The 22,359-nt window shown below is 57.5% G+C and carries 24 protein-coding genes; 12 read left to right on the forward strand and 12 right to left on the reverse strand.

The window, feature by feature from the left end; genetic code table 11:
- Positions 1-111 precede the first annotated feature (111 nt).
- The 5 genes from GOW16_RS17180 (at position 112) to lpxK (ending at position 6,164) form a co-directional block, all read left to right on the forward strand.
- Positions 112-1,635 carry a DUF2125 domain-containing protein gene (locus GOW16_RS17180; protein ID WP_170417237.1) on the forward strand — a complete coding sequence of 508 codons (1,524 nt, stop codon included), beginning with the start codon at positions 112-114 and terminating at the stop codon, positions 1,633-1,635.
- A gap of 175 nt (positions 1,636-1,810) precedes the next feature.
- Positions 1,811-3,157, forward strand: a complete 1,347-nt coding sequence (locus GOW16_RS17185) for a TldD/PmbA family protein (RefSeq protein ID WP_170417239.1) — start codon at positions 1,811-1,813, stop codon at positions 3,155-3,157.
- A complete protein-coding gene (locus tag GOW16_RS17190) occupies positions 3,144-3,944 on the forward strand; it encodes a 3'(2'),5'-bisphosphate nucleotidase CysQ (protein WP_170417241.1) in 801 nt (266 codons plus the stop codon). Before GOW16_RS17185 ends, GOW16_RS17190 begins: the two co-directional genes overlap by 14 nt.
- Positions 3,941-5,176, forward strand: a complete 1,236-nt coding sequence (locus tag GOW16_RS17195) for a 3-deoxy-D-manno-octulosonic acid transferase (RefSeq protein WP_170417243.1) — start codon at positions 3,941-3,943, stop codon at positions 5,174-5,176. Before GOW16_RS17190 ends, GOW16_RS17195 begins: the two co-directional genes overlap by 4 nt.
- Positions 5,163-6,164: a tetraacyldisaccharide 4'-kinase gene (gene lpxK / locus GOW16_RS17200; RefSeq protein ID WP_170417245.1), complete on the forward strand. Its 1,002-nt coding sequence runs from the start codon at positions 5,163-5,165 to the stop codon at positions 6,162-6,164. Before GOW16_RS17195 ends, lpxK begins: the two co-directional genes overlap by 14 nt.
- A 34-nt stretch (positions 6,165-6,198) precedes the next feature.
- On the opposite strand, the gene GOW16_RS17205 is transcribed toward lpxK, so the two are convergent.
- Both GOW16_RS17205 and GOW16_RS17210 read right to left on the reverse strand, forming a co-directional pair.
- A complete protein-coding gene (locus GOW16_RS17205) occupies positions 6,199-6,861 on the reverse strand; it encodes a DsbA family protein (RefSeq protein ID WP_170417248.1) in 663 nt (220 codons plus the stop codon).
- Between the two features lie 14 nt (positions 6,862-6,875).
- Positions 6,876-7,382 (reverse strand): DUF721 domain-containing protein, encoded by a 507-nt coding sequence (locus GOW16_RS17210; protein WP_170417251.1) that lies wholly within the window; start codon positions 7,380-7,382, stop codon positions 6,876-6,878.
- A gap of 81 nt (positions 7,383-7,463) precedes the next feature.
- On the opposite strand from GOW16_RS17210, the gene mutY reads away from it, so the two are divergent.
- Positions 7,464-8,519 carry an A/G-specific adenine glycosylase gene (gene mutY, locus GOW16_RS17215; RefSeq protein ID WP_170417254.1) on the forward strand — a complete coding sequence of 352 codons (1,056 nt, stop codon included), beginning with the start codon at positions 7,464-7,466 and terminating at the stop codon, positions 8,517-8,519.
- Between the two features lie 59 nt (positions 8,520-8,578).
- Positions 8,579-9,715 (forward strand): alkane 1-monooxygenase, encoded by a 1,137-nt coding sequence (locus GOW16_RS17220; RefSeq protein WP_170417257.1) that lies wholly within the window; start codon positions 8,579-8,581, stop codon positions 9,713-9,715.
- Between the two features lie 84 nt (positions 9,716-9,799).
- On the opposite strand, the gene GOW16_RS17225 is transcribed toward GOW16_RS17220, so the two are convergent.
- From GOW16_RS17225 to GOW16_RS17240, 4 genes are all read right to left on the reverse strand, one after another.
- Positions 9,800-11,182, reverse strand: coding sequence for an adenylate/guanylate cyclase domain-containing protein (locus GOW16_RS17225; RefSeq protein WP_170417260.1), 1,383 nt, complete (start codon positions 11,180-11,182; stop codon positions 9,800-9,802).
- A gap of 143 nt (positions 11,183-11,325) precedes the next feature.
- The gene (locus GOW16_RS17230; protein ID WP_170417263.1) at positions 11,326-12,429 is read right to left on the reverse strand and encodes a site-specific DNA-methyltransferase; all 1,104 of its coding nucleotides are present in this window, start codon (positions 12,427-12,429) and stop codon (positions 11,326-11,328) included.
- 106 nt (positions 12,430-12,535) lie between these two features.
- On the reverse strand, positions 12,536-13,153 hold the full coding sequence (locus GOW16_RS17235) for a ribonuclease HII (protein ID WP_170417266.1): 618 nt from the start codon (positions 13,151-13,153) through the stop codon (positions 12,536-12,538).
- A gap of 111 nt (positions 13,154-13,264) precedes the next feature.
- Positions 13,265-13,732: a hypothetical protein gene (locus GOW16_RS17240; protein WP_170417268.1), complete on the reverse strand. Its 468-nt coding sequence runs from the start codon at positions 13,730-13,732 to the stop codon at positions 13,265-13,267.
- Between the two features lie 177 nt (positions 13,733-13,909).
- On the opposite strand from GOW16_RS17240, the gene GOW16_RS17245 reads away from it, so the two are divergent.
- The 3 genes from GOW16_RS17245 to GOW16_RS17255 all read left to right on the forward strand — a co-directional run bounded on the left by GOW16_RS17245 (position 13,910) and on the right by GOW16_RS17255 (position 16,545).
- Positions 13,910-14,194: a hypothetical protein gene (locus GOW16_RS17245; protein ID WP_170417271.1), complete on the forward strand. Its 285-nt coding sequence runs from the start codon at positions 13,910-13,912 to the stop codon at positions 14,192-14,194.
- Positions 14,166-14,867: a winged helix-turn-helix domain-containing protein gene (locus GOW16_RS17250; RefSeq protein WP_170417274.1), complete on the forward strand. Its 702-nt coding sequence runs from the start codon at positions 14,166-14,168 to the stop codon at positions 14,865-14,867. Before GOW16_RS17245 ends, GOW16_RS17250 begins: the two co-directional genes overlap by 29 nt.
- Before the next feature lie 106 nt (positions 14,868-14,973).
- Positions 14,974-16,545 carry a DUF427 domain-containing protein gene (locus GOW16_RS17255; RefSeq protein ID WP_170417277.1) on the forward strand — a complete coding sequence of 524 codons (1,572 nt, stop codon included), beginning with the start codon at positions 14,974-14,976 and terminating at the stop codon, positions 16,543-16,545.
- An 87-nt stretch (positions 16,546-16,632) separates the two neighbouring features.
- Here the strand turns inward: GOW16_RS17255 and GOW16_RS17260 are convergent, their stop codons facing one another.
- From GOW16_RS17260 to GOW16_RS17285, 6 genes are all read right to left on the reverse strand, one after another.
- Positions 16,633-17,424: a DUF1217 domain-containing protein gene (locus GOW16_RS17260; protein WP_170417280.1), complete on the reverse strand. Its 792-nt coding sequence runs from the start codon at positions 17,422-17,424 to the stop codon at positions 16,633-16,635.
- Positions 17,424-17,822, reverse strand: a complete 399-nt coding sequence (gene flbT, locus GOW16_RS17265) for a flagellar biosynthesis repressor FlbT (RefSeq protein WP_109310643.1) — start codon at positions 17,820-17,822, stop codon at positions 17,424-17,426. Before flbT ends, GOW16_RS17260 begins: the two co-directional genes overlap by 1 nt.
- A complete protein-coding gene (flaF, locus tag GOW16_RS17270) occupies positions 17,822-18,196 on the reverse strand; it encodes a flagellar biosynthesis regulator FlaF (protein ID WP_170417283.1) in 375 nt (124 codons plus the stop codon). The genes flbT and flaF overlap by 1 nt, the downstream gene beginning before the upstream one ends.
- 77 nt (positions 18,197-18,273) lie before the next feature.
- On the reverse strand, positions 18,274-19,485 hold the full coding sequence (locus GOW16_RS17275) for a flagellin (RefSeq protein ID WP_170417286.1): 1,212 nt from the start codon (positions 19,483-19,485) through the stop codon (positions 18,274-18,276).
- 211 nt (positions 19,486-19,696) lie between these two features.
- Complete coding sequence (locus GOW16_RS17280) at positions 19,697-20,056, reverse strand: flagellar biosynthesis protein FlgN (protein WP_170417289.1); 360 nt, start codon at positions 20,054-20,056, stop codon at positions 19,697-19,699.
- Positions 20,040-20,321, reverse strand: coding sequence for a rod-binding protein (locus GOW16_RS17285; protein WP_170417292.1), 282 nt, complete (start codon positions 20,319-20,321; stop codon positions 20,040-20,042). Before GOW16_RS17285 ends, GOW16_RS17280 begins: the two co-directional genes overlap by 17 nt.
- A gap of 112 nt (positions 20,322-20,433) precedes the next feature.
- Between GOW16_RS17285 and fliK the strand changes: the two genes are divergently transcribed.
- Both fliK and GOW16_RS17295 read left to right on the forward strand, forming a co-directional pair.
- On the forward strand, positions 20,434-21,645 hold the full coding sequence (fliK, locus tag GOW16_RS17290; protein ID WP_170417295.1) for a flagellar hook-length control protein FliK: 1,212 nt from the start codon (positions 20,434-20,436) through the stop codon (positions 21,643-21,645).
- Between the two features lie 59 nt (positions 21,646-21,704).
- Positions 21,705-22,313, forward strand: coding sequence for a flagellar hook capping FlgD N-terminal domain-containing protein (locus GOW16_RS17295; RefSeq protein ID WP_438826274.1), 609 nt, complete (start codon positions 21,705-21,707; stop codon positions 22,311-22,313).
- The last annotated feature ends 46 nt before the right edge of the window (positions 22,314-22,359 follow it).

Here is a 22,359-nt window from a genome sequence, read left to right on the forward strand (position 1 = left end):
ATTTGTGTGAATGCTTACCGCGCGAATGGGGAAAGGGTCCAGACCTTGCCCCTTGACGCCCGGCGTCACAAGCACGACGATGCCGGCAAAATTATCTAGAAGGGTACTGAAATGTCCGTTTTCCTTCGCCGCAGCAGCGGCGCTATTTTGGCTTATACCGTTATCACACAAGGCGCGCTTGCCGACCTGACCTCACAGGATGTCTGGAATGACTGGAAAACCTACCTGGGTCAGATGGGTTACACCGTTTCGGGTGATGAAACTGTCGCGGGTGCTGTCACGACAATTGCCAACATGGCCTTTTCGATGGACTTGCCCGAGGAAGACGTAAACTTCCAGATGGTTGTTCCCGAAATGACCCTGACGGAAAATGGCGATGGTACGGTCAGCATTGGTTTCCCCGAGAGTTTCCCGATGACCGTCTCCGGCGAGGGTGATGGTGAAAAGTTTTCGGTCAACATCGATTATTCGCAGAGCGGGATGACCATGGTCGTTTCGGGCTCTAAGGATGACATGACCTATGACTATTCTGCTGACGCGATTGGCATCAAGCTGGACGGAGTGACTGTAGACGGCGAAACGATGCCGGCTGACGCGTTGGCCGTGGATGTGGGCTTGACGGATCTGGCTGGTAGTTCGCGGATGAAAATCGGCGAAAACCGAGACATCGATCAGTCGTTCACCGCAGGCGATATGACCTATGATCTGGCGTTTCAGGACCCCGATAGCGGCGACACGGCCAAAGTTGATGGCTCGATGAGTCAGCTGGCGTTTGAAGGCACAAACGTGATCCCGTCTGAATTCGATATCTCGGACCCGCAGGCTTTCTATAAGGCCGGCTTCTCATTCTCAGGACTGTTCACCTATGGGTCTGGTCAGACTGCCATGGCAGGCACCAGCGAAGGTGAGGATTTCTCGGTCGGAAGCGAATCCAAGGGTGGCAAATTTGGTGCCAGCATCGACGCCGAACGTCTGGCTTATGACATTGAGCAGAACAGCGCGAAAGTGGCGGTGACGACGGCTGACCTGCCCTTCCCGATCGAAATCGCAATGGAAAATGCCGGGTTCAAGTTCGAGATCCCGGTGCAGGAATCCGAGGAAATCCAACCGTTTGGCTTTGCGATGAACCTGACGGATTTCACCATGTCCGATATCCTGTGGAGCATGTTCGACCCTGCCGGCGCCCTGCCACGCGATCCGGCGACGATTGCGTTGGACACCACCGGAACCGCCAAGGTGCTGATGAACATCTTTGACCCGACCTCTGTCGAGGAACTGGATACATCTGGCTTAGCGCCGGGCGAACTGCACTCGCTTAAAATCAACGAGCTGCTTGTGTCTCTGGTCGGGGCCAAGCTGACCGGTGAGGGCGATTTCACCTTCGACAACTCCAATACTTCGGAATTCGACGGCATGCCCGCGCCGACCGGTGTTGCCAAGCTGAAGCTGGTGGGTGCCAACGCTCTGATCGACAAGCTGATCGGGATGGGTCTGGTTTCAGACAGCGACGCGATGGGCGCGCGGATGATGATGGGTCTGATGGCCGTACCTGGTGAGGAGCCCGACACGTTGAATTCGGAAATCGAGTTTACTTCGGACGGCCAGATCCTGGCGAACGGCCAACGTATCAAGTGACTTTTCGGGAAGGCGGCATAGCTGCCTTCCCAAACCCGCGCTTGCTGCAAATTCCGGCACCGGGCAGATCAAACCGATCATCCTTTCAACACAGATTGCTCAACCTAAAATAGCTGCAGGCCTTGCGAGACCGGCAGTCCAAGGCTAGGTCGAATGCACACAGACCGGAGGCCTCATGACCCGAACACCCGAAGAAATCAGCCATGACCTGCTGGACGCGGCCCGCAAGGCCGGGGCCGAAGCGGCGGATGCAATCGTTCTGGATGGCTCTTCGGTATCCGTTGAGGTCCGCAATGGCGCGTTGGAAAACGCCGAACGATCCGAAGGTGCCGATCTGGGGTTGCGTGTGTTTCTGGGCAAGCGGCAGGCAATCGTTTCAAGTTCTGACAGCCGACCCGAAACACTGAAGGCGATGGCCGAGCGAGCAGTGGCCATGGCAAGCGAAGCGCCGGAAGATCCCTTTACCGGGCTGGCCACGCCCGACCAGCTTGCAAAAGACTGGGATATCGCGGCGCTGGAACAATTTGACCCGACGCCCGAGCCATCGGCCGAGGCGCTGATGCAGGATGCTCTGACCGCCGAAGCCGCTGCTTTGGCGGTGAAGGGCGTATCGCAAGTTTCGGATGCCGCCGCCGCTTATGGCACCCATCGCGTGCATCTGGCTGCCACAAATGGCTTTTCCGGGGGATATTCCCGCAGCAGCCGCTCGACCTCCTGCGTGGCCATCTCGGGTGAAGGCACGGGGATGGAGCGGGATTACGATGGTGACAGCCGTACGTTCCAAAGTGACCTGCGCAGCCCTGCCGAGATTGGCTGCACGGCAGGCGAACGCGCCGTTGCGCTGATTGGGGCACAAAAGCCCGCGACAGGTACATTCCCGGTTCTGTTTGACGAGCGGATCTCATCTTCGCTGATCGGTCATTTGCTGGCCGCCAGCAACGGCGCAGCAATTGCGCGTGGCGCGTCATGGCTGAAGGACAATCTGGGTGAGCAGGTGCTGCCCGAACACCTGTCACTGATCGAAGATCCTCATCGCCCGCGCATCTCGGGTTCGCGCCCGTTTGACGCCGAAGGTTTGCCGACACAACAAAGGGCAATCATTGAAGACGGGGTTCTAACCGGGTGGACGCTGGATTTGTCCAGCGCGCGAAAACTGGGCATGAACTCAACCGGTAATGCGGCCCGCGGCGTGTCGGGTCCTCCGTCACCAAGCAACTGGAACCTCAGCCTGACCCCGGGCACGCACAGCCGGGACGACTTGCTTCGTGACATGGGAACCGGCCTGTTGGTAACTTCGATGATTGGTTCGACGATCAACCCCAATACGGGCGACTACTCACGCGGAGCGTCAGGCTTTTGGGTCGAAAACGGAGAGATCACCTATCCGGTCAACGAATGCACGATCGCAGGCAATCTGCGTGACATGCTGAAACGGATTATACCGGCAAATGACGCACGCACGTATTTGTCCCGTGTGGTGCCATCGATCCTGATCGAAGGAATGACACTTGCCGGCAACTGACCTGCAACTGCTGATTGACGCCGCATTAGAGGCCGGAAAGATCGCCACACGGTTTTCGGGGACCACGGCGCAACGCTGGGACAAACCCGACGGTGCCGGCCCCGTGACCGAAGCTGATCTGGCCGTTAACGCCATGCTCGAGCAAATGCTGCCTGCGGCGCGTCCGGGGTATGGCTGGCTTAGCGAGGAAACCGAGGATTCAGCCGACCGACTGTCGAAAGACCACGTTTTCATCATTGATCCGATTGACGGCACCCGCAGCTTTGCCGAAGGATCGCGGACTTGGGCGCATTCTCTTGCTATCGCCGAGCAGGGCGAGGTCAAGGCGGCCGTGATTTACCTGCCGTTGCGCGACCTGCTCTATGCGGCGGCCATAGATCAAGGTGCCACACTGAACGGAGAAACGATCCAAGTCAGCGAACGCGGCGTGCTGGACAGCGCCGAGGTTCTGGCCGCGAAACCAAACCTGCAGCCTCGGCACTGGCGTCAGGGGCAGGTGCCCGAGTTCAAACGGAATTACAGGCCATCGCTGGCCTATCGTATGGCCCTTGTCGCGCAGGGACGATTTGACGGGATGATGACGCTTAGGCCCAGTTGGGAATGGGACATCGCCGCCGGTGATCTGATCATTCGCGAAGCCAGTGGCATGTGTTCGGACCGAGCTGGGCAGCCCCTGCGGTTCAACAACGCACATCCACGTTTGAACGGTGTGATTGCTGCGGGTTCAGGTGTTTTTGGTCTACTGTCGGAACAACTCGAACCGGAAAGCCCTGGAATCGCACCATGAGCAAGCCCCGCTCATTAAGCCTTGCCGCCTATCGCGTGCTGTCCTGGGGTATGCAGAATACCGCCAGCAACGGCGATGTTGCGCGCCCCGAAGGTGAGGTTTTGTGGCTGCACATCAGTGCGTGGGAACGACACCGCGCCATTGTCGATTTTTGCCAGCGGCTGCAGCAAGCCCGGCCAAACCTGTCCGTGGTACTGACCGCGCCGCCCAATGCCGATCTGACCCGCTGGGCCAGCAGCGGATACCCTCTGGTTAACCTGCCCACCGAACAAACCGGTGCCGCCCGCGCGTTTCTGGACCATTGGCGGCCGGACATCGGAATTTGGGTTGGCGGCGGCCTGATGCCCAACGTGATCACGCGCGCCGAAGAACGCGGGATTCCCCTGATGCTGATCGAAGCGCAGGCGGACGTGAAAATCGCACGGGGCGGCCGTTGGCTGCCTGACATCACCCGATACACGATTGACTGTTTTCAGACGATCTTGTGCACGTCACCTGAAATCGCTCGTCAAATTCGGCGACTTGGCATCTCTTCGAACAAGGTGAAAGAGGCTCCACCCCTTCACGTCAGCCCAAACCCGCGCCCCTGGCCCGAGGATGAACTGATCGAAGTGAATCATGCGCTGTCTGGCCGCCCTGTCTGGTTGGCGGCATGGGTTCAGGACAAGGAGTTCATTTCAGTCCTTAGCGCCCATAGACAGGCAATGCGCATGCTGCCGCGTCTGGCTTTGGTCCTGCACGTGGCCGACATTACCGAAGCCGGACCGTTGCATCGGCGGCTTGAGGCGATGGACCTGCGCTGCACCAACTGGGACGAAAGCGGGACGGTCGAGGACATGACTCAGGTAATCTTGTCCGCCGTGCCCGAGGATCTGGGTCTTTGGCAGCGGGTATCGCCCGTGACCTTCATGGGCAGCTCTCTGGAGCGTGGTGCCGGAGGAACGGATCCACTTATCGCCACGGCGCTGGGCTCTGCCGTGATACACGGCCCATTTGTGCACAGCCAACAGCAGCTATACGATCAACTCGACCGCGCGGGGGCCGCACGCACCGTCAGATCCGCCACCGAGCTGGGTGACGCGGTGGTCGAGCTGCTGGCACCGGATCAGGCCGCCAATATGGCGCTGGCCGGATGGGAAATCGTAACCGAGGGTGCCCCGCAAGCGGATCACCTGATCGATCTGATACAGGACTATCTGGACCAGCGGAGTGCAGACGATGCGAGCACCTGATTTCTGGAATACCGCACCAGATCAACTGGATCTGCGCGCACGGCTATTGGCACCGCTTGGTCGGATCTATGCCGGCGCCACGGCCCGCCGGGTTGCGTCGGGTTCTGGTATGAAGCCGGGGATCCCAGTTATTTGCATCGGAAATCTGAACGCGGGCGGCACCGGCAAGACCCCAACCGTGATCTGGATGATCGAGCAATTGCGCGATGCATGGCACGAGACGCATGTGGTTACTCGCGGCCATGGTGGCTCGCTTGAAGGGCCTGTGCGTGTAGACCCCGGCAAGCATACTTCAGCGCAGTTGGGGGATGAGCCCCTGCTGCTGGCCGCCTTTGCCGATGTCTGGGTCGCCAAGGACCGCGCCGCTGGCGCTAAGGCGGCTGCGGACGCCGGGGCAACGGTCATCGTTCTGGATGACGGGTTTCAGAACCCCTCAGTTGCCAAGGATTTCTCGGTCATTGTCGTAGACGCGGCGCGAGGGTTCGGAAATGGTCTGTGCCTGCCGGCTGGTCCCCTACGGGAGCCGGTGGAAATCGGGTTACATCGTGCTGATCTGGTATTGTCCCTCGGCGACGCTGATGCCCAAACCGAATTCGCTGATCGATGGGGGCAGAAACTGACCACACCCCATGCGACCGGTGCGGTTGAGCCGCTGCAAACAGGCATGGATTGGAGCGATACTCAAGTTCTTGCCTTTGCGGGAATCGGCCACCCTGAAAAGTTCTTTGCCACTCTGCGCCAACAAGGCGCGACCTTGCTGCGGGCCGAGGCGCTTGACGATCATCAGCCGCTTACACCTGCTCTGATGACCCGTCTGGAAAACGAAGCGCGCTTGCTGGGCGCGCAAATGGTGACCACGGAAAAAGACGCCGTCCGCCTGCCTGCTGCGTTTCGCAGCAAGGTCATCACTCTTCCGGTTCGTCTGAAAATAGATGAGGCGGACAAGGTGAAGCAGATGTTGCTGCAAATCGCCCCTTCGCCGAAATAGGACCGGCCCTCGTCGAGCCGGTCCCAAACTGCAATTAGCTGCCCAATTCGTCTTCGATCAGCTTCTTGAAGCCTTCGTAGGACTGATTTTCGACCGGCTTGCCATTCACGATGAAGGACGGGGTCGCCTGTATGCCGTCACGTTCGGCGTTTTCCTGATACCAGGCCACCAACGTCTGCGCCCGGGTGCCGTCCTGAAGGCAGGCTTCTAGCTGATCATTGTCGATACCGGCCAAACGTCCGATCTTGCGCAGCTCATCCACGATTTCTGCCGGGCCACCGGCTTTGGTCCATTCGGACTGGCCTTCGTAGATCAGATCGGAGATGCCAAAGAACTTCTCGGGTCCGCCACAGCGGGCCACCATCGAGGCCCACAGCCCATAGCGGTCGAAGTAGACCTCGCGATAGATGAACTTCACTTTGCCAGTGTCGATGAAATCCTTCTTGAGCTGCTTATACGGCCCCGTGTGGAAATTCGCACAATGCGGGCAGGTGTAGGATGCATACTCAATGATCTCGACCGGTGCGTCTTCGGCGCCCAGTGTCATCTCGACGATGGTGGACGTGTCCAGATCGGCCTCTTGCGCCTCGGCGCTGCTGATCAGCGGATAGGCGGGGTTGGAATTTGACAGCGACAGCCAATAACCGCCAGCGGCCACGGCGACAGCCGCACAAATTCCGGTTGCAATACGGCTCATTTCTCAGCCCTTTCTCAGCGTTTTTGCTTGGATAAAACGTTACGGCCCAGACGTTCAAGGGCTGCGCGCAAGTCACCATCGTGAACATCCTGCGCAGCACGGTCTGCCTCGGCTGCAATTTCCGGTTCGATCTTGGGTTTCGCTTGTTTCGGCTTGTGGTCGAAACTGGCCTGCCCCTCGGCAAATCCTGTCGGAGCGGTCTGGGTGATGCGCACCCGGCTGATAGCGTTATAGCCATAAACCGCGTTCACCTTGCCGCGCAGTTGTTCCTTCTGCATCTCCAGCATCGGGGCCTGCGGTCCGGTGGTCAGAACCGTCAGCGTGGCACCGATCCCACCCTTGCCGTAACCGACATTTACAGGTCGCGCGATAGCGGCCATATCCTGTCCCACAATCTCGGACCAATGGGTCAACAGACGTGATACGGCAAAGCCCCGGCTCTCACCGGCGCGCCTGATCTGGTCGTTCAGCAATGTCGCGGTGCGTTTGAACCCGCGGGTCGAAGAACGTCTGCGCTGCATCTGGTTTCCAACTCCTGCGCTACTATTGTAAAGGGCAGGACAACGGGCGCCAGCGAAACCCGACAGGGAGATAGATAAAACTTGCGTGACACCGGTGAATTCGACGTGAGCAGCGCCTTGCTGGACTGGTATGACCACCATGCCCGCGAGATGCCATGGAGGGTGAGCCCTGCTGATAGGGCTGATGGTGTATTGTCCGAACCGTACCGCGTCTGGCTGTCAGAGGTCATGCTGCAGCAGACCACAGTTGCAGCCGTGCGCGACTATTTCATGCGGTTCACAACCCGCTGGCCAACGGTTCAGGCCCTGGCCGCCGCCCCGGATGATCAGGTGATGGGCGAGTGGGCTGGTCTGGGGTACTATGCGCGCGCCCGAAACCTGCTGAAATGTGCTCGGGTCGTGGCTGACGATTACGGCGGTCAGTTCCCCGACACCTATGACACGTTGCTAAAACTACCGGGAATCGGCCCGTATACTGCCGCCGCGATCTCGGCCATTGCATTTGATCGCCCCGCGACCGTATTGGATGGCAATGTCGAACGGGTGATGGCGCGCCTTTACGACATTCACGACCCGCTGCCGGGATCGAAGCCGCTGTTGAAAAACAAGGCCGCCGCGCTGACACCTGCCGCACGGCCCGGTGACTACGCTCAGGCGGTCATGGATTTGGGGGCTACGATCTGTACGCCGAAGTCTCCGGCATGTGGCATCTGCCCCGTACGTGAACCTTGCGCGGCACGCCTGGAGGGAACGCAGGCCGAGTTGCCGCGCAAGACCCCGAAAAAGCCCAAACCCACCCGATACGGCCATGTCTATATTGCCCAAGGCAGCGACGGAGCTTTGCTGCTTGAACGCCGCCCCGACAGGGGACTGCTGGGCGGGATGCTGGGTTGGCCGGGGTCCGAGTGGTCTGACGCTCCGATTGAAGCCCCGCCCTTCGCAACGGACTGGCTGCTTTTATCTGGTGAGGTGCGCCACACCTTTACCCACTTCCACTTGATCCTGCGCATCTGGACGGCCACCCTGCCTGCCGACAAGTCGTTTGACGATCTGATCGTCATTGAAAAACACAAGTTTCGCCCTAGTGACCTGCCTACCGTAATGCGCAAGGCGTATGACCTCTGGCGCTCTACGTAACCCATTGTGCGGCACTGCGTGCCGGGTCTAATCTGCCCCCAGTTGTTCGGAGCGTAAAGATGATCGCATCAGACAGTCTGTCACGCTGGCAAGCGGCCCTACCGTACTGGGTGTCCTTCCTGCTGATCCCTGTCATTTGGCTAACTGCCTTTGCCGGTGGTTGGTGGGTTTTGCTGGTGCCCCTGTCGACCTGGTGGGCCTTTGCGGTTCTGGACCGATTAACGGGTCTGAACCTTGAAAACGCCGACCCTGACACGTCCGACGGCGGTTTGAAATGGTATATCCTGCTGACCAAGGCATGGGCCCCGGTGCAGTTTTTCACGCTATTTGGACTGATTTGGTATGCCACGCACACAGATCACCTGTCTTCGCTGACCAAGGTCGGTCTGTTCTTCGGCATGGGCGTAATCTCGGGCACCATCGGAATCAACTACAGCCATGAACTGATGCACCAGAAAGGGCGATTGGAACGTTGGCTGGGTGATATTCTACTGGCCATGGTGTTATATTCTCACTTCCGGTCAGAGCACCTGCTGGTTCACCACCGCTATGTCGGTACGCCACGCGATCCGGTCACAGCGCGGTACAATGAAGGATTTCACCGCTTCTACCCGCGCGTTCTGTGGCAGTGCCTCATGTCTGCATTCCGCGCGGAGCGGGACAAACTGGCCCGCAAGCAACGCCCGTGGACCGACCCGGCGAACCCGTTCTGGCGCTACTGGGCGCTTCAGGCAGGCATGCTGGCATTGGCTTTCGGGGCGGGAGGATGGTCAGGCGTTGCCCTGTTCCTGATACAGGCTGGCGTCGCCATATGGCAGCTGGAATTAGTAAATTATGTCGAACATTACGGCCTGACCCGGAAACATCTGGGCGAGGGCAAGTACGAACACGTCCAGCCTCGCCATTCCTGGAATGCCTCGCAAAAAGTGTCGAACTGGCTGCTGATCAACCTGCAACGCCATTCCGACCACCACTACAAGCCCAACCGGCGATTTCCCTTGCTGCAGCACCACTCGGAAGACGCGGCCCCGCAACTTCCCTATGGCTATCCGGTGATGACGGTTGCTGCGATGATGCCGCCACTTTGGCGTCGCGTCATGAACCCGCGCGTTCGGGCATGGCGGCGTCAGTACTATCCAGAAGTCACCGACTGGGCTCCCTATAACAAGTCGCTCAACCCATTGCCGCGATCCTGACCGCAGCGCGCGCCCGCGCGCTGCCCGGCCCAACGGATTGGCGTGCATCTTTGATGCGCGGCAGATCGGCGGGAGCGTCCTGTCCTACCTCACCCAAATATCCATAGTGCCCTGCATGCCACGGACCGGCTGATCTTCATGCTTCACAAAACCTGCGGTCAGGTCGGTGACATTGTTACCTTCCTGTATCACCTGCGCGCGGACCGCATCACTCAGAACCACACGCACACCAAGATCGCGTGTCAGCGCCTCGAGCTTGGCAGAGACATTCACCGCATCCCCGATGACCGCGAATTCCAGTCGGTTCGCTCCGATGTCTCCCAAAACCACCGATCCAAAGTGAACACCGATTCCCACGCGGATTTCCGGCTCGCCTGCCCGCCGCCGCTCCAGGTTCCAGCGATCGATCACATCCACCATATCACGCGCGCAGGCTACCGCGTTGCTTGCATCCAAGGGTGTCGTCACTGGCGTCCCGAAAGTGGCCATCAGGCCGTCCCCTAGATATTTGTCCAAAGTGCCATGATGGCGGAACACTTCGGTTTCCATTCTGGCGTGAAAGCCGCGCAGAACTTCGATGACTTCATAGGGGTCGCGCCCGGCAGCGAATTTGGTAAATCCCACGATGTCGATGAACAAAACGGCGATGTTTTCCTTGCGAACCTGTTTTAGCGGTTCATCATTTTGACTGAGTTCGTCCACGACGTTTGGCGAGAAGTATCGCGACAGGTTTGCGCGTTCCCTCTCGAGCCCGGCATTCGTCATCAACAACCGATTGAGCCTACGCATTGAAATACCAAGCGTGACGGCAACCATCATGAAAACAATGACCTGCTGAATACGCAGTTCGGGCATAAAGCTGTTCGGGTTCAACATTTCGACGATATCCGGGTAGCCCGCCAAGGCCTCTGCGACACGCTCGCTGATACCGGGGATCGGCGTCGCTACCCACCATGCGATCACCCAGCCCACGGTCCACATCATCACCGTCCACGACCCGATGGCCACGACTGTCCGCCAAGAATAGGCCAATGTTCCTGCGGCCAGAATGATGAAGAAATACTGGAAGTTGTCGAACCGATACTGCATGGCCAGTGGCCGCACATCATCGCTGAACGGGTTGGGCACGATCATCCCCAAAGTCATGATCAGCAAATCGACAAAGATCAAAAGAAGCTCAACCCTCGACTGGCCCACGCGACCAGCGCGCCGGATCAGCCAGCCATTGGCGCAGATCAACAACAGGATGAAATGGTACCAAAGAACGTCCCAATTGGGGTTCAGGTAGATCAGCAAAATGCCGGTCAGCCCCATCGCGACCCAACGCGCGCGCACGGCCAACTCCAGCCCTTCGCGCTTGTGCCGTTCCAGCGCGGCCTCGGTGTATTTGTTGTCCAGATCGTATTCATCCGGTCTGGTCACAAAGAACCGCTCAAATCGGGATTCGCTGGCTGTGGTATCCGACATGGCCGAGGCTCCTTCCGTGCGCAGCAGGACACGGAATCTGATACCGGAACTGAATGGAGAATTAAACAAAAGACCCCGCCGAAATCGGCGGGGCAAGGCTTAGTGCCTTGTGTCAGGCCACAGGCACCGGCGGTGTTCTTAAATCAGTTGTGCATCTCGGCCCGGATCTGCTGACGCAGGATATCAATCGGCACGGTCTTGCCATCGCGTTTGAAGCACCAGTAGGTCCAGCCGTTGCATGAAGGGGCGTTTTCCAGATGCGCGCCGACCTGATGGATCGAGCCTTTGACATTATCACCCACAAGCGTGCCATCTGCCCGCACCTTGGCTTTGTGGCGCTGGTTCATGGAATACAGCTCTTCACCCGGGCGCAGCATGCCGCGTTCCACCAACTGGCCAAAGGGCACACGCGGTTCAGCACGTTTGCTGGCGCTGACTTCCAGCGCTTCGCGGTCGAACTTGCGCACCTTCGAGATGCGCTTTTCGGCGACTTTGCGATAGCTTTCCTCACGTTCGATGCCGATGAATTCACGGCCCAGCATCTTGGCGACAGCACCGGTTGTGCCTGTGCCAAAAAACGGATCCAGCACGACGTCGCCCGGATTGGTCGATCCAATCAGCACGCGATGCAACAACGATTCCGGTTTTTGCGTCGGATGAGCCTTGTCGCCGTTTTCGTCCTTCAGACGTTCATGCCCGGTGCAGATCGGCAGCACCCAGTCGCTGCGCATCTGCACGCCTTCGTTCAGCGCCTTCAGTGCTTCGTAGTTGAATGTGTATTTGGCACCTTCGCGTTTGGATGCCCAGATCATCGTCTCATGCGCATTGGTGAATCGCTTGCCGCGGAAATTCGGCATCGGGTTCGATTTGCGCCAAACGACGTCGTTCAGGATCCAATAACCCGCGTCCTGCAGGGCGGTGCCGACACGGAAGATGTTGTGGTAAGACCCAATCACCCAAATCGCGCCATTCGGTTTGAGCAGACGATGCGCCGCCTTCAGCCAATCGCGGGTAAACTGGTCATAAACGCCAAAGCTTGAGAATTGGTCCCAGTGATCATCGACCGCATCCACCTGGCTGTTATCGGGGCGATGCAACTGGCCTTTGAGTTGCAGATTGTACGGGGGATCCGCGAAAATCAGGTCAACCGATTCCGCAGGCAGACTGTTCATCACATCGATGCAGTCCCCGGATAGAATCGTGTTTAAAGGGAGCGCGGTTGCGCCCTTTGTCTTGGTCGTTGTCATATCTCTGCCTCAAGTTCCACGGCGCTTTTGCGCTCATTTGGTTGAGACAAGGATGAGTCAAAGACGATTCGCCGTCAATTTCTTTTTTGAATCAGCGGCTTACGATTTACTCTTGATACAAGATATTGTGTACCGGCTTGAACGAACGCCTATGATGTGGGGTCACACCGAGATTTTGCAGTGCTTCTCTGTGTTGTTTCGACGGATAGCCTGCGTTCTTCTCCCATCCATAACCGGGATGCTGTTGCGCCAAATCCACCATCAGTTGATCGCGCCAGTTTTTGGCAATGATCGAAGCCGCCGCAATCGACACCGAATGCGCATCGCCTTTAACAACCGCTTGGGCCGGGATCGTCAAACCGCGAGGGATCATGTTTCCGTCAATCAACAGATAGTCCGGCGGAGGATCAAGGGCAGCAACCGCGCGTTCCATCGCCAGATGCGAGGCACGCAAGATGTTGTGTTCGTCTATCTCGGCAACCGAAGCCTCGGCTATGGCGAATTCGGCCCGGTCGCGAACGGCAGCGTCCATTGCAACGCGCCGTTTGGCCGTCAGCTTTTTTGAGTCATTCAGCCCTTCGGGAATATCTTCGGGGTTCAGGATGACCGCGGCGGCCACCACAGGCCCGGCCAACGGTCCACGGCCCACCTCATCTACACCGGCAATGCGTACATATCCTTGCGCCACTGCCGCCTGTTCAATCGAATAATCTGGCGTTGTCATAACAACCGAAAACCGCGTTTCGCGCCTCGCCGCAAGACAAAAAAGAGAGGGTGGCCTGCGCCACCCTCTCCTGCGCGGTGCTTCTGTGGCACCGCTCCTGCTCGAAAGTAGTTACTTGTAAACGACGCGGTATCCCTTCTGGCGCAGGCATGCGGGTTCATATGCCCGCTTCACCTTATTGCCATTCCAGAAACCGACCTTGCACTCTTGCGGCAGGCTATTGGCATGTTTGTAGTGCTTCTTGAGGCATTTTGGCGCCAGAAGCGGGTGATTGTTCGAATAGGCGTTGTACGTGCGCAAACATTGCTGCGGCAGGTCATACCGCGCAACATGTTGCGGCAGCGGGCGCACCGGGTAGCTGGGCTGCGCGACGTACGGCTGGGGCGTGTAGGTCTGATGACGCGTGGACCGGTTCTTACGCTTTTCCTTGTTATAGTAATGAACCCCGGCGCCGATAATCGCGATGGCAGCAAGCCCGCCAAGGATGTCTTTGGCATCCGCAGCCCGCGCCTGCGAGGCTGAAACGCCGGTGATGGTAATGGCAGTAGCGACAATAAAAGCGATGAATTTCCGGTGCATGATGCGTGTCCTTCTTGGTGTTTCGGGGCGATCCGGCACAGACCGCAAACGTGATGCCCCAACACTGGGTCCGCCCCCTTCAGACAAGCAATAACGGGCGGTTGTTATCCGATATCACGCCCCTCAAACCCCTTAGGTTATTGAATATCGTGCAAACCCATGCGCAGGATGCAGCCTATGAAACCGATCCTCTCTTCTCTGGCCGTTGCGGCCCTGATATCGCTTGGTACCGCCGCGTCGGCAGAGTGCTATGCGGACTACAAGGCCAAGCAGGACAACCCCCTGCGGCTGCATTATGGCGTGATGCAGGTTTCGGCCTGCGATAAGGGCCAGGCCCAACAAGAAGTCTCGCAACGCCTCAGTGCGTCGGGCTGGACCTTGTTGAATGTCATGTCCGTCTTTGGGCCTGAAGGATTGGATAAAAGGAAGGCCAATGCCGGACAATTCTATCTCCGTTACTGAAGCCAGACGGTCAGGAACAAGACTGGTCGGTGCGGGCATCGCGGCGATCGTGCTGATCCTTGTCACGGCCGCTGTCTTTTTGTTCTGGACGCTGCCAGACGCCAACGCCTTTAACGCGCGTGTTGAACGACTGTTTGTCGAAAGCGACCTGACCTCACAGACAGAAATCCGACTGCTGGAGATTTTGGCCCAGTCTGGCACAGCCTTTGCCGATACGCTGTCCAGCTATCGTATGGTGATATTTGTATTGCTTGTCTTTGCCAGCGCCATGCTTGTGACGGCCCTGGTGTTTCTGGTGATGCTGGTGATGCTGAATCGCCGGATGGCGCAAATTGAACGAACTGGTATTCAAGTGACATCCTTGCTGATCAGTCGCGAGGAAAACACTGTTTATTTGAACAATATGGATTTCAAACTGACCCCCGCAGCGATGGAGACATTGTCCGTCTTGGCTGAGTCTCGACTAGATGATGAGGTTCTGTCCGGTGTTCAGATCGAGGCGATGATCTCGGGCAAAAGCACCGCCGATTGCGATGAGGCGGCCGGTGCGACGCGGATCAAACGGTTGCGTGATGCATTGGGGAATCAGATGGTCAGCGAGTTGCTGGTCAAGAACATCGCCAAAAAAGGCTATATGCTGTCGATCGAGAAAGACGTGATCCAGATGGTCTAAACAAGACCGGTCCACAGCTATCGCGCGGTAAAAATGCCGAGACCCCCTCTTGGAAAATCGTCGTCCAAGGCCCATCCTATAAGGACCCGTGCCAGGGAGGATGATGATGAACGTCCACGCCACAGCAAGACAAAAAGGCTATGGGATCTCGGTCGAACGGTTGAACGGCAAAATCGCGATCTATCGGGACCAGACTTTGTTAGCCCAAAGCAGCAACGCAAAAGTCATGTACGAAACGCGCCTGCCGCCGACGATCTATATCCCGCGCGAAGATGTGTTGGTTGATCTCAGCGACGAGACTGAGTTGCAGACCTTTTGCCCCTTCAAGGGCACCGCGACGTATCACGACGTCATCCTTGGCGGCGAACGCCTCGCCAATTCAGTTTGGGCCTATGAAGAAGCCCTTCCCGAAAGCGCGGCCATTCAGGGGCATATCGGATTTTTGCCCAGTGCTTATTCCCGGATCGATTTGGGTGACAACCACCTGCGGGAACCCGATGACGGCAATATCAGCGGTCCATTGATCGATTGGCTTATGCGCGGAGCCTCTGCAAACGAAACGCCCGAAGCCTTTACCAAGGCGTTAGCCGAGAAAATGCTGGAACACGGCATCGCGATTCAACGCCTCAGCATCCTGACCTGGTCCCTGCATCCGCTGATCGCGGGCAAGCACTATATCTGGGAAAAGGGTGAGGCCGAAATCTCGACCAATGTTCCCACTTACGAGATCCACGACCATCCGGCCTATATCAACAGCCCGCTGCGCCATGTGTCGAACGGTCTCGGCGGTGTGCGTCAGCGGCTGAACGTGGAAAACCCGGAAAACAGCTTTCCGATCATGCAGGACCTTCGGGAAAAAGGGGCGACCGACTATGTCGCCATGCCGTTGCCGTTCTCGGATGGCCGCACCAATGTTCTGACCCTGACCTGCGATCACCCGGATGGTTTCACGACGGAAAACCTTGGGCTGGTGTTCGAATGCTCGCTGGTCATAGCACGCTATTATGAAGTTTTCATGCAGCGTGAGAATGCTCAGGTCCTGCTGGAAACCTATGTCGGCAAACGCTCGGGCGCGCGCGTACTTGGCGGTGAGATTCGGCGTGGTGACGGGGATGAAATTGATGCGGCCATCATGTTCTGCGACCTGCGCAATTCGACCAGTCTGGAAGAGCAACTGGGTCGCACCGCCTATATCAATCTTCTGAATGACTTTTTCGAAACCGTTTCAGGCATCGTACATGAAAACGGCGGCGAGGTTCTGAAATTCATCGGCGACGCTGTTCTTGCCGTGTTTCCGGCAGGCGAGGATTCCAAAGCCGCCCGCGAAAATGCCCAGCGCAGCGCCATCAATATCGTCGAAAAGCTGGGAGAACTGCGTCAATCAGGCTCTGATGCGCATTGCGATTGCTCCATCGGCGTTGCCTATGGGCGTGTAACCTACGGCAATGTCGGCTCGCGCGAGCGGCTGGACTTTACCGTGATCGGACAAGCCGCAAATATCGCCGCGCGTCTGGGTGAATACGGAAAAACCAGAAACCACAGGATCGTCGTGTCCTCCGATATTGTTCCGGCCTGCGCCAACGCTTTGCCATTGGGCGACGTCAAACTCCACAACGTGTCCAAACCGGTCGAGTCATATGCTCTTAGAACTGCTGCGGATGCCGTTCTGAACGCTTGATTTCAGCCATCAATGCGGATGATCCATCGCGCCCGCAATCGGTGTTTCCGATTGAATGTTGGCCGCGGTTCAAGGACGATCTGCGCTTCATGCGCCAAGCAAGATCAGCGCGGTCTGCGCCGGGGAAATCACGCTTTCAAGCTGGGCGATCTGGCTGCGGGCAAGGAACTGATCCGTCAGCCGTTCTACTGCGGCCTCATCCTTGAACTGGGCCAGGTCATCGGACCCGGTCACGCCTGACAATCTGTCTTTGAACACTTCCAATTGTTTGTCGATATTCAACTGGCCAAAACTGGACGGTAAGCCAAGAGCCGTTTCCATCATGCGCCGCAACGGTGGCAGGCTCATCAAATCGAACCACTTGGTATCTATGCTGCCCGGTTTTTCCGCCAGATCACCCAGCGCATGCTGTGCGTACAAGGCGATACGCATCGTCTCATCGGATTCGCCCACAGCGATCTCAAAACGCGACACGACGTTATCGCGGGCGATCTCTTCCATATTGGTGATCAGCCCGGTTTTGCGCACCTCACCCGGCCCCAGTCCAAACGCCTCGGAAAACTGACGATATCTTTTGTCGGACAGACGGTTGGATAAAGCATCCTGGGCCTTGGTCCCGTCAGACAGGATTTTCTGGATGAAATAACGGTTATCCAGGTCGGCCTCCAACCCAAAAGCGCCCAGCGCTACTTGCAAAAGTCGGCGGTCGGACACCAGATCCTCTGCAGTTTTGACCTTTTTGATGTTCTCTAAAAAATAGTCACTGTCCCTTTTGTTGACAGAAGAAGATGAAAAACTGTCGATCTGCGCGTCATATGTACGCTGGACGAATCGCCAGCCGACAATGCCGCCCGAAGGTATGACCGGCTGGAACGTCATTACTGGTAGGCCATCAGGCGCTCTTCGCGGGGCAGCAACGCGCGCAAGGCTTTAAGGCATTTGTAAAACTGCTGATCCAGAAGCGCTTGCGTTGCCTCGGACAGAACCCGACGACTGTCGGCGTCGGTAAAGACCTGACTCAGCTCTTCGACGCGCCGCAACAACTGTTGGCGTGCCTGATCGGGTTCCATATCTCCAGACAGCACCAGCTGAGCAGCATAGCAGACACGTCGAACCGGAGTGTTCACCTGGTCCGGGTGGATCGCATCCCGCAGGCGCAGTACATTCGCCTCAGGTGTCATGATCGAAAACCGACTACGGCGGTCTCCATTTTCTACGACTACACCGTTGATCAAAACCCGTTCTTTCGGCGCCAATTTCAAAACCAACCCGGCCATCAGGAAGCCCCCATTTGGCGAAGACCGCGCAGAACCGCCATGTTGATCTCCAACAATGGCTCAACCGAGGCTTTGTTCCCCAATACCTGGCTACTGTGTTGTTCGGTGAATTCCGCCAGATAGAATATCCGCGCACGCAAATCATTTGGCAGCGCATTGTCAGAGTCCGTGACGCCACTGGCCAGAACGGTCCACAGTCGCCTGTTTTCATGCAAAGCCTGCACAAACGCACCAAAATCTGATTTTTGGCGGGCCGCGGCGGCCTTGAGCCTGCGCGTGATTTTCGAAATCGCTTCGTACTCCGTATCGCGCGGGGTGCGCGTTGGCGCGGCGGTCTGTGCATATGCTCGTTGTGCGAGGGCTTGCGGGGTCACGTAAAATCCTTCCAGTAATCTGCCACTTGGCGGTCAGTATCGGGGCGCGTTGCCGCGCCCCAACCATGTTCCTGAACTTAGCGGAACAGTGACAGAATCGACTGCGGTGCCTGATTTGCGATCGACAGCGACTGGGTTGCCAGCTGTTGCTGAACCTGAAGCGCCTGCAGACGTGCCGAGGTTTCTTCCATATCCGCATCGACCAACGACCCGATACCGGATTTGAACGAGTCCGCCAGGTTCGAAATGAACTCCTTCTGCGTTTCGATCCGACCTTGCGAAGAACCAAAGGCCGCCGATGCATCGATCGATGTGTCGATCAGAGTCTCGATTGTGGCCAACGCGGCCGTAGCACCTGCACCGGTTGAAACATCAATGCCGGTCAATGCGCCAAGACCACCTGAACCCGCGTTCACATACTGAGCCGAGAACGAAATGTCCGTGCCGGTGGCATTGGCAACGGACAAGGTGCCCGCAGTGCCCGAGTCATAATCAACAGTCAGACCCGTGATACCAAGTTCATCAATTTTCGCCTTCAACCCAACTGCAACGATATCACCGGTCGTGGAGGCCGCAGCATCCGTTGCGGAAACCGTGTAGGATACGACCTGATCATCGATCGCCAGCACAACCTTGTCACCTGCAGCAAACGCACCACTGGATTCATCCGTTACCAGCGCAGTTGCCGAGGTTGTGCCGTTGTCAATCGTCGCACCAACGCGGTCGTTGCCGGTGGAAGACCCGGTCGACCCGTCAAAGACCTGAGCCGCCGTGTACCCGCCGGTAGAAAGGTCCTGTCCAGCAACAGTGATAGACGACGCGGTCACGTTGCCAGAGTTGTCCCGGTCAAGAGACGCCAGGATCGAAGCGGACCCCGCCGAGCCGTTAACCAGGTTGAGGCCGTTGAATTGTGCGGCGTTCACAACCGAGTTGATCTGGCCCTTTAACGCGGTCACATCGTCGTTGATCTTGTCGCGATCTACGTTGTCTTCCTGTGCTGCAACGATCTTGCTTTTCATCTGAGACAGCAAATCGGTGACCGTTTCGGACGCGTTGCGTGCAACCGCTACGGTGGATTCACCCAGGGCCAGGCTGTCCTTGATCGCGTTAAAGCCTTTGACATCCGATTCCATGACCTTGGAAATCGCCCAGACGGCCGAGTTGTCTTTCGCAGTCGCAACGTCTTTACCGGTCGAAATCGCGTTCCGCGTTGCCCCAAGATCCTTGTTGACCGACTTGAGGGTTTGCAGCGCAACCATGGCGCCATTGTTTGTCAGAATGCTGGACATTAGCTTTCTTCCTTTTCCGTTCGGGCCCTTTGCGCCCATGCTCACCCCGCCACTGGTGCGGGCTTTGACGTCTTTCTGATCGGTGCGATCCGCCGTCGGGCTGTTCGCGCCACCTGATTTGTCCAGGTGCCCGAACACCTTTGACGTCGATCCCCTAACGGAGTGCTAAAGCGCGAAGGTCAGAAACCTCGGATTTGAATCAAACCTGTACCTATGCCCGTTTTTCCAGCTTGGCCTGATGGCGGACGGCGAATTCGCTGCGCTGCCCGTCCGCACCATAGGTGCTGAATTCCTGCCGCACGCGCCGCAACTCGGCCATGCGGTTGGCAACAGCGCGAATCCCCTCGGCGGCGCTGTTCAGCAACTCTTGATTTCGCTCGACCTTTTTCTGCAGGCGGATCAGTTCATCACTGTCAAAAACACCAAGATCATTGATCGCTCCGATCAGCTTTTCCTTTTCCGGAGCCGTATGATGCAGACGATCCAGATCGCCCTGCACCAGCGCGTTTCGCTCAAGCTCAAGAACGTCTTCGAGTGTTTTTATAAGGTCGGTTTCAGGCGTCTTTGGCATCGGTTTTCTCCATCATGGATTGGAACAGGATTTCAGAAAGGCCAACGCCACCGGATCTGGCCAGCGCACGGGCCTGATGCTGAACCAGAAACGAGGCAAACTGATCTTCGCCCGCACCGCCACCAAAGGATTGGCGCGCTTTGCCCAGCCCGGCCGATTTCAGCATCTCACTCAGAAACGCGGCCTCTAGTTCTATCGCCGCCTCCCGCAATTTCTGGGAATAGGCGGGGGGGTGAGATGGCGAGAGAGGCGGGGAAACCTTCATTGCTTTCTCCAAAAAATTGCATCGAACTTTTTCGATCAAAAGCGAAAGCAGTTAAAAAAAACGTAACTTCCTGCAGGCAGGTTTCCGGTCACACAAACGGAGCCGGAGCAAAATGCCCAACCCTCTTTCAGTGATGACATCCTCGCCGACCGCAGCCGCCAAACCCAATGGGATCAATCCCGAGCAGGGGGATGAAAGCGGCACAACGTTTGAGGCCGTGCTCAATCAACACAAAGGTGAGAACAAGGAAGAGGCAGCCGCTCTTACAGGTGCTGAACCAGAACCGGATATCGACGTTGAAACGGATGAGGCTGTCTTGCTTGAAGATTCAGAAGTGCCCGCCGATCCCAAACAGAGTGAGCGGGCACAACTTCTGGACACGCGTCTTGAAATGGGCATAAAACGCGATCCCGCCGAAACACCCATGTCAGCTGCGTTACCCGACGCGCGCAGTCCGAAAGTGCCTGAAACCGAGCAAACCGGCCAGGCCAACACGGTCGATAGACTGGATGCAGGCGCCTATGATTCGCGCAAAGTCACCCCGGATTTCCGGCACAGCGCGGATTTGAGCCCTGCGTCACAACCAATAGCTGCGCGGGTAAAGGCGGACCTTGCGACTTTTGCGTTGCAACCTGTGGGCGTATCCCGAAAAGAGACCGCAGACCGGACCGTTCATCCAGCGCGGCGCCAGCGTGAAACGCAACATCCGCCGATAAGCTATCTTGCGCCTCAGCAAACGACCAACCCGGATCGCGCGCCAAGCATCGCCCAATTGCAGTTGTTCTCGCCGGAAAAAACCGGTGCTCAGGCTGATGCGCCAGCATTTCACGAGGTGGAAGACGTTCACCCCCTCAGGGCAGATTCGCCCGTTTCGACGGGCCGGGATCCGGTAACTTCTACGCAAATCATGGCACAGACAGCGCGGGCCGAGACGGCACGCGCGATTGCCGGGCAAATGGCCACCGTCATCACCGCTCAGCCGAAATCCGGTGCTATTGAAATCGCGTTGAGTCCCGAAGAGCTGGGGCGTGTGTCCATCACGTTGAACGGTCGTGACGACGGGCTGCATCTGACAATTTCCGCTGAACGTCCGGAAACCCTGGACATGATGCGGCGTCATTTGGCGGTTTTGGAGGAAGAATTCAGAAATTTTGGTCTGGGGGATCTTTCTTTTGACCTTGGGACCTCCGCGAACACCGAGCAAAACCACTCCGAGCATCAGAAGGAGGCACCAGCTGAGACAACGCAGCGCGCCGAACCTGCTGTAAACGCGTCACCCAATCCCAAAACCGGCCCCATTGGCCGCATCGACATGAGGTTGTGACTTTGATTACCCCGACCCAACCAAACGCCCAACCATCTGTCCCAACACAAAATGCAGATGTGCCAAAGAATACAGGCCTGGCGTCAGACTTCGAGACATTTCTGAAAATGCTGACCGTGCAGGCCCAGAATCAGGACCCCTTAAAACCCTTGGACGCTTCGGAGTACGCCTCACAGCTGGCGCAGTTTTCGATGGTTGAACAACAGGTTCAGACGAATGATCTTTTGGCGACACTTGGTCAGGCTCTGGGCGGTGCAAATCTGGACAAGCTTGGCAAGTGGATCGGGATGGACGTGCGCGCACCATCGGCTTTTCAGTATGAGGGCGCGCCTGTGACACTGTTTGCAACGCCCGCACCAGAGGCTGATAAGGCGATCATGGTCATCCGCGACAATGAAGGTGCTGTTGTCGATCGCATAACAGTGTCTACAACCGACCAGAAAACAGAATGGGCTGGTCAAGGAAGCGATGGACAGCCGGTCGCGGCGGGAAGTTACTCTGCCACGCTGGAAAGCTATGACGGCGACACGTTGCTGTCGACACAGCAGGCAGAGGTCTATGGCCAGGTCGTCGAAGCTCAGGTTGCGGACAATCAGATCCTACTTACGCTCGAAGGTGGGCATATTGTTGCCGCTGCCACGGTGACCGGGGTCAGATCCGGAACTTGATATGTTTGGCAGGACAGTTCAAACCTTGGCAGATTCGACTCGCTAA

The organism is Ruegeria atlantica, from assembly GCF_013033965.1.
GTDB classification, from domain to species: Bacteria; Pseudomonadota; Alphaproteobacteria; order Rhodobacterales; family Rhodobacteraceae; genus Ruegeria; species Ruegeria atlantica_D.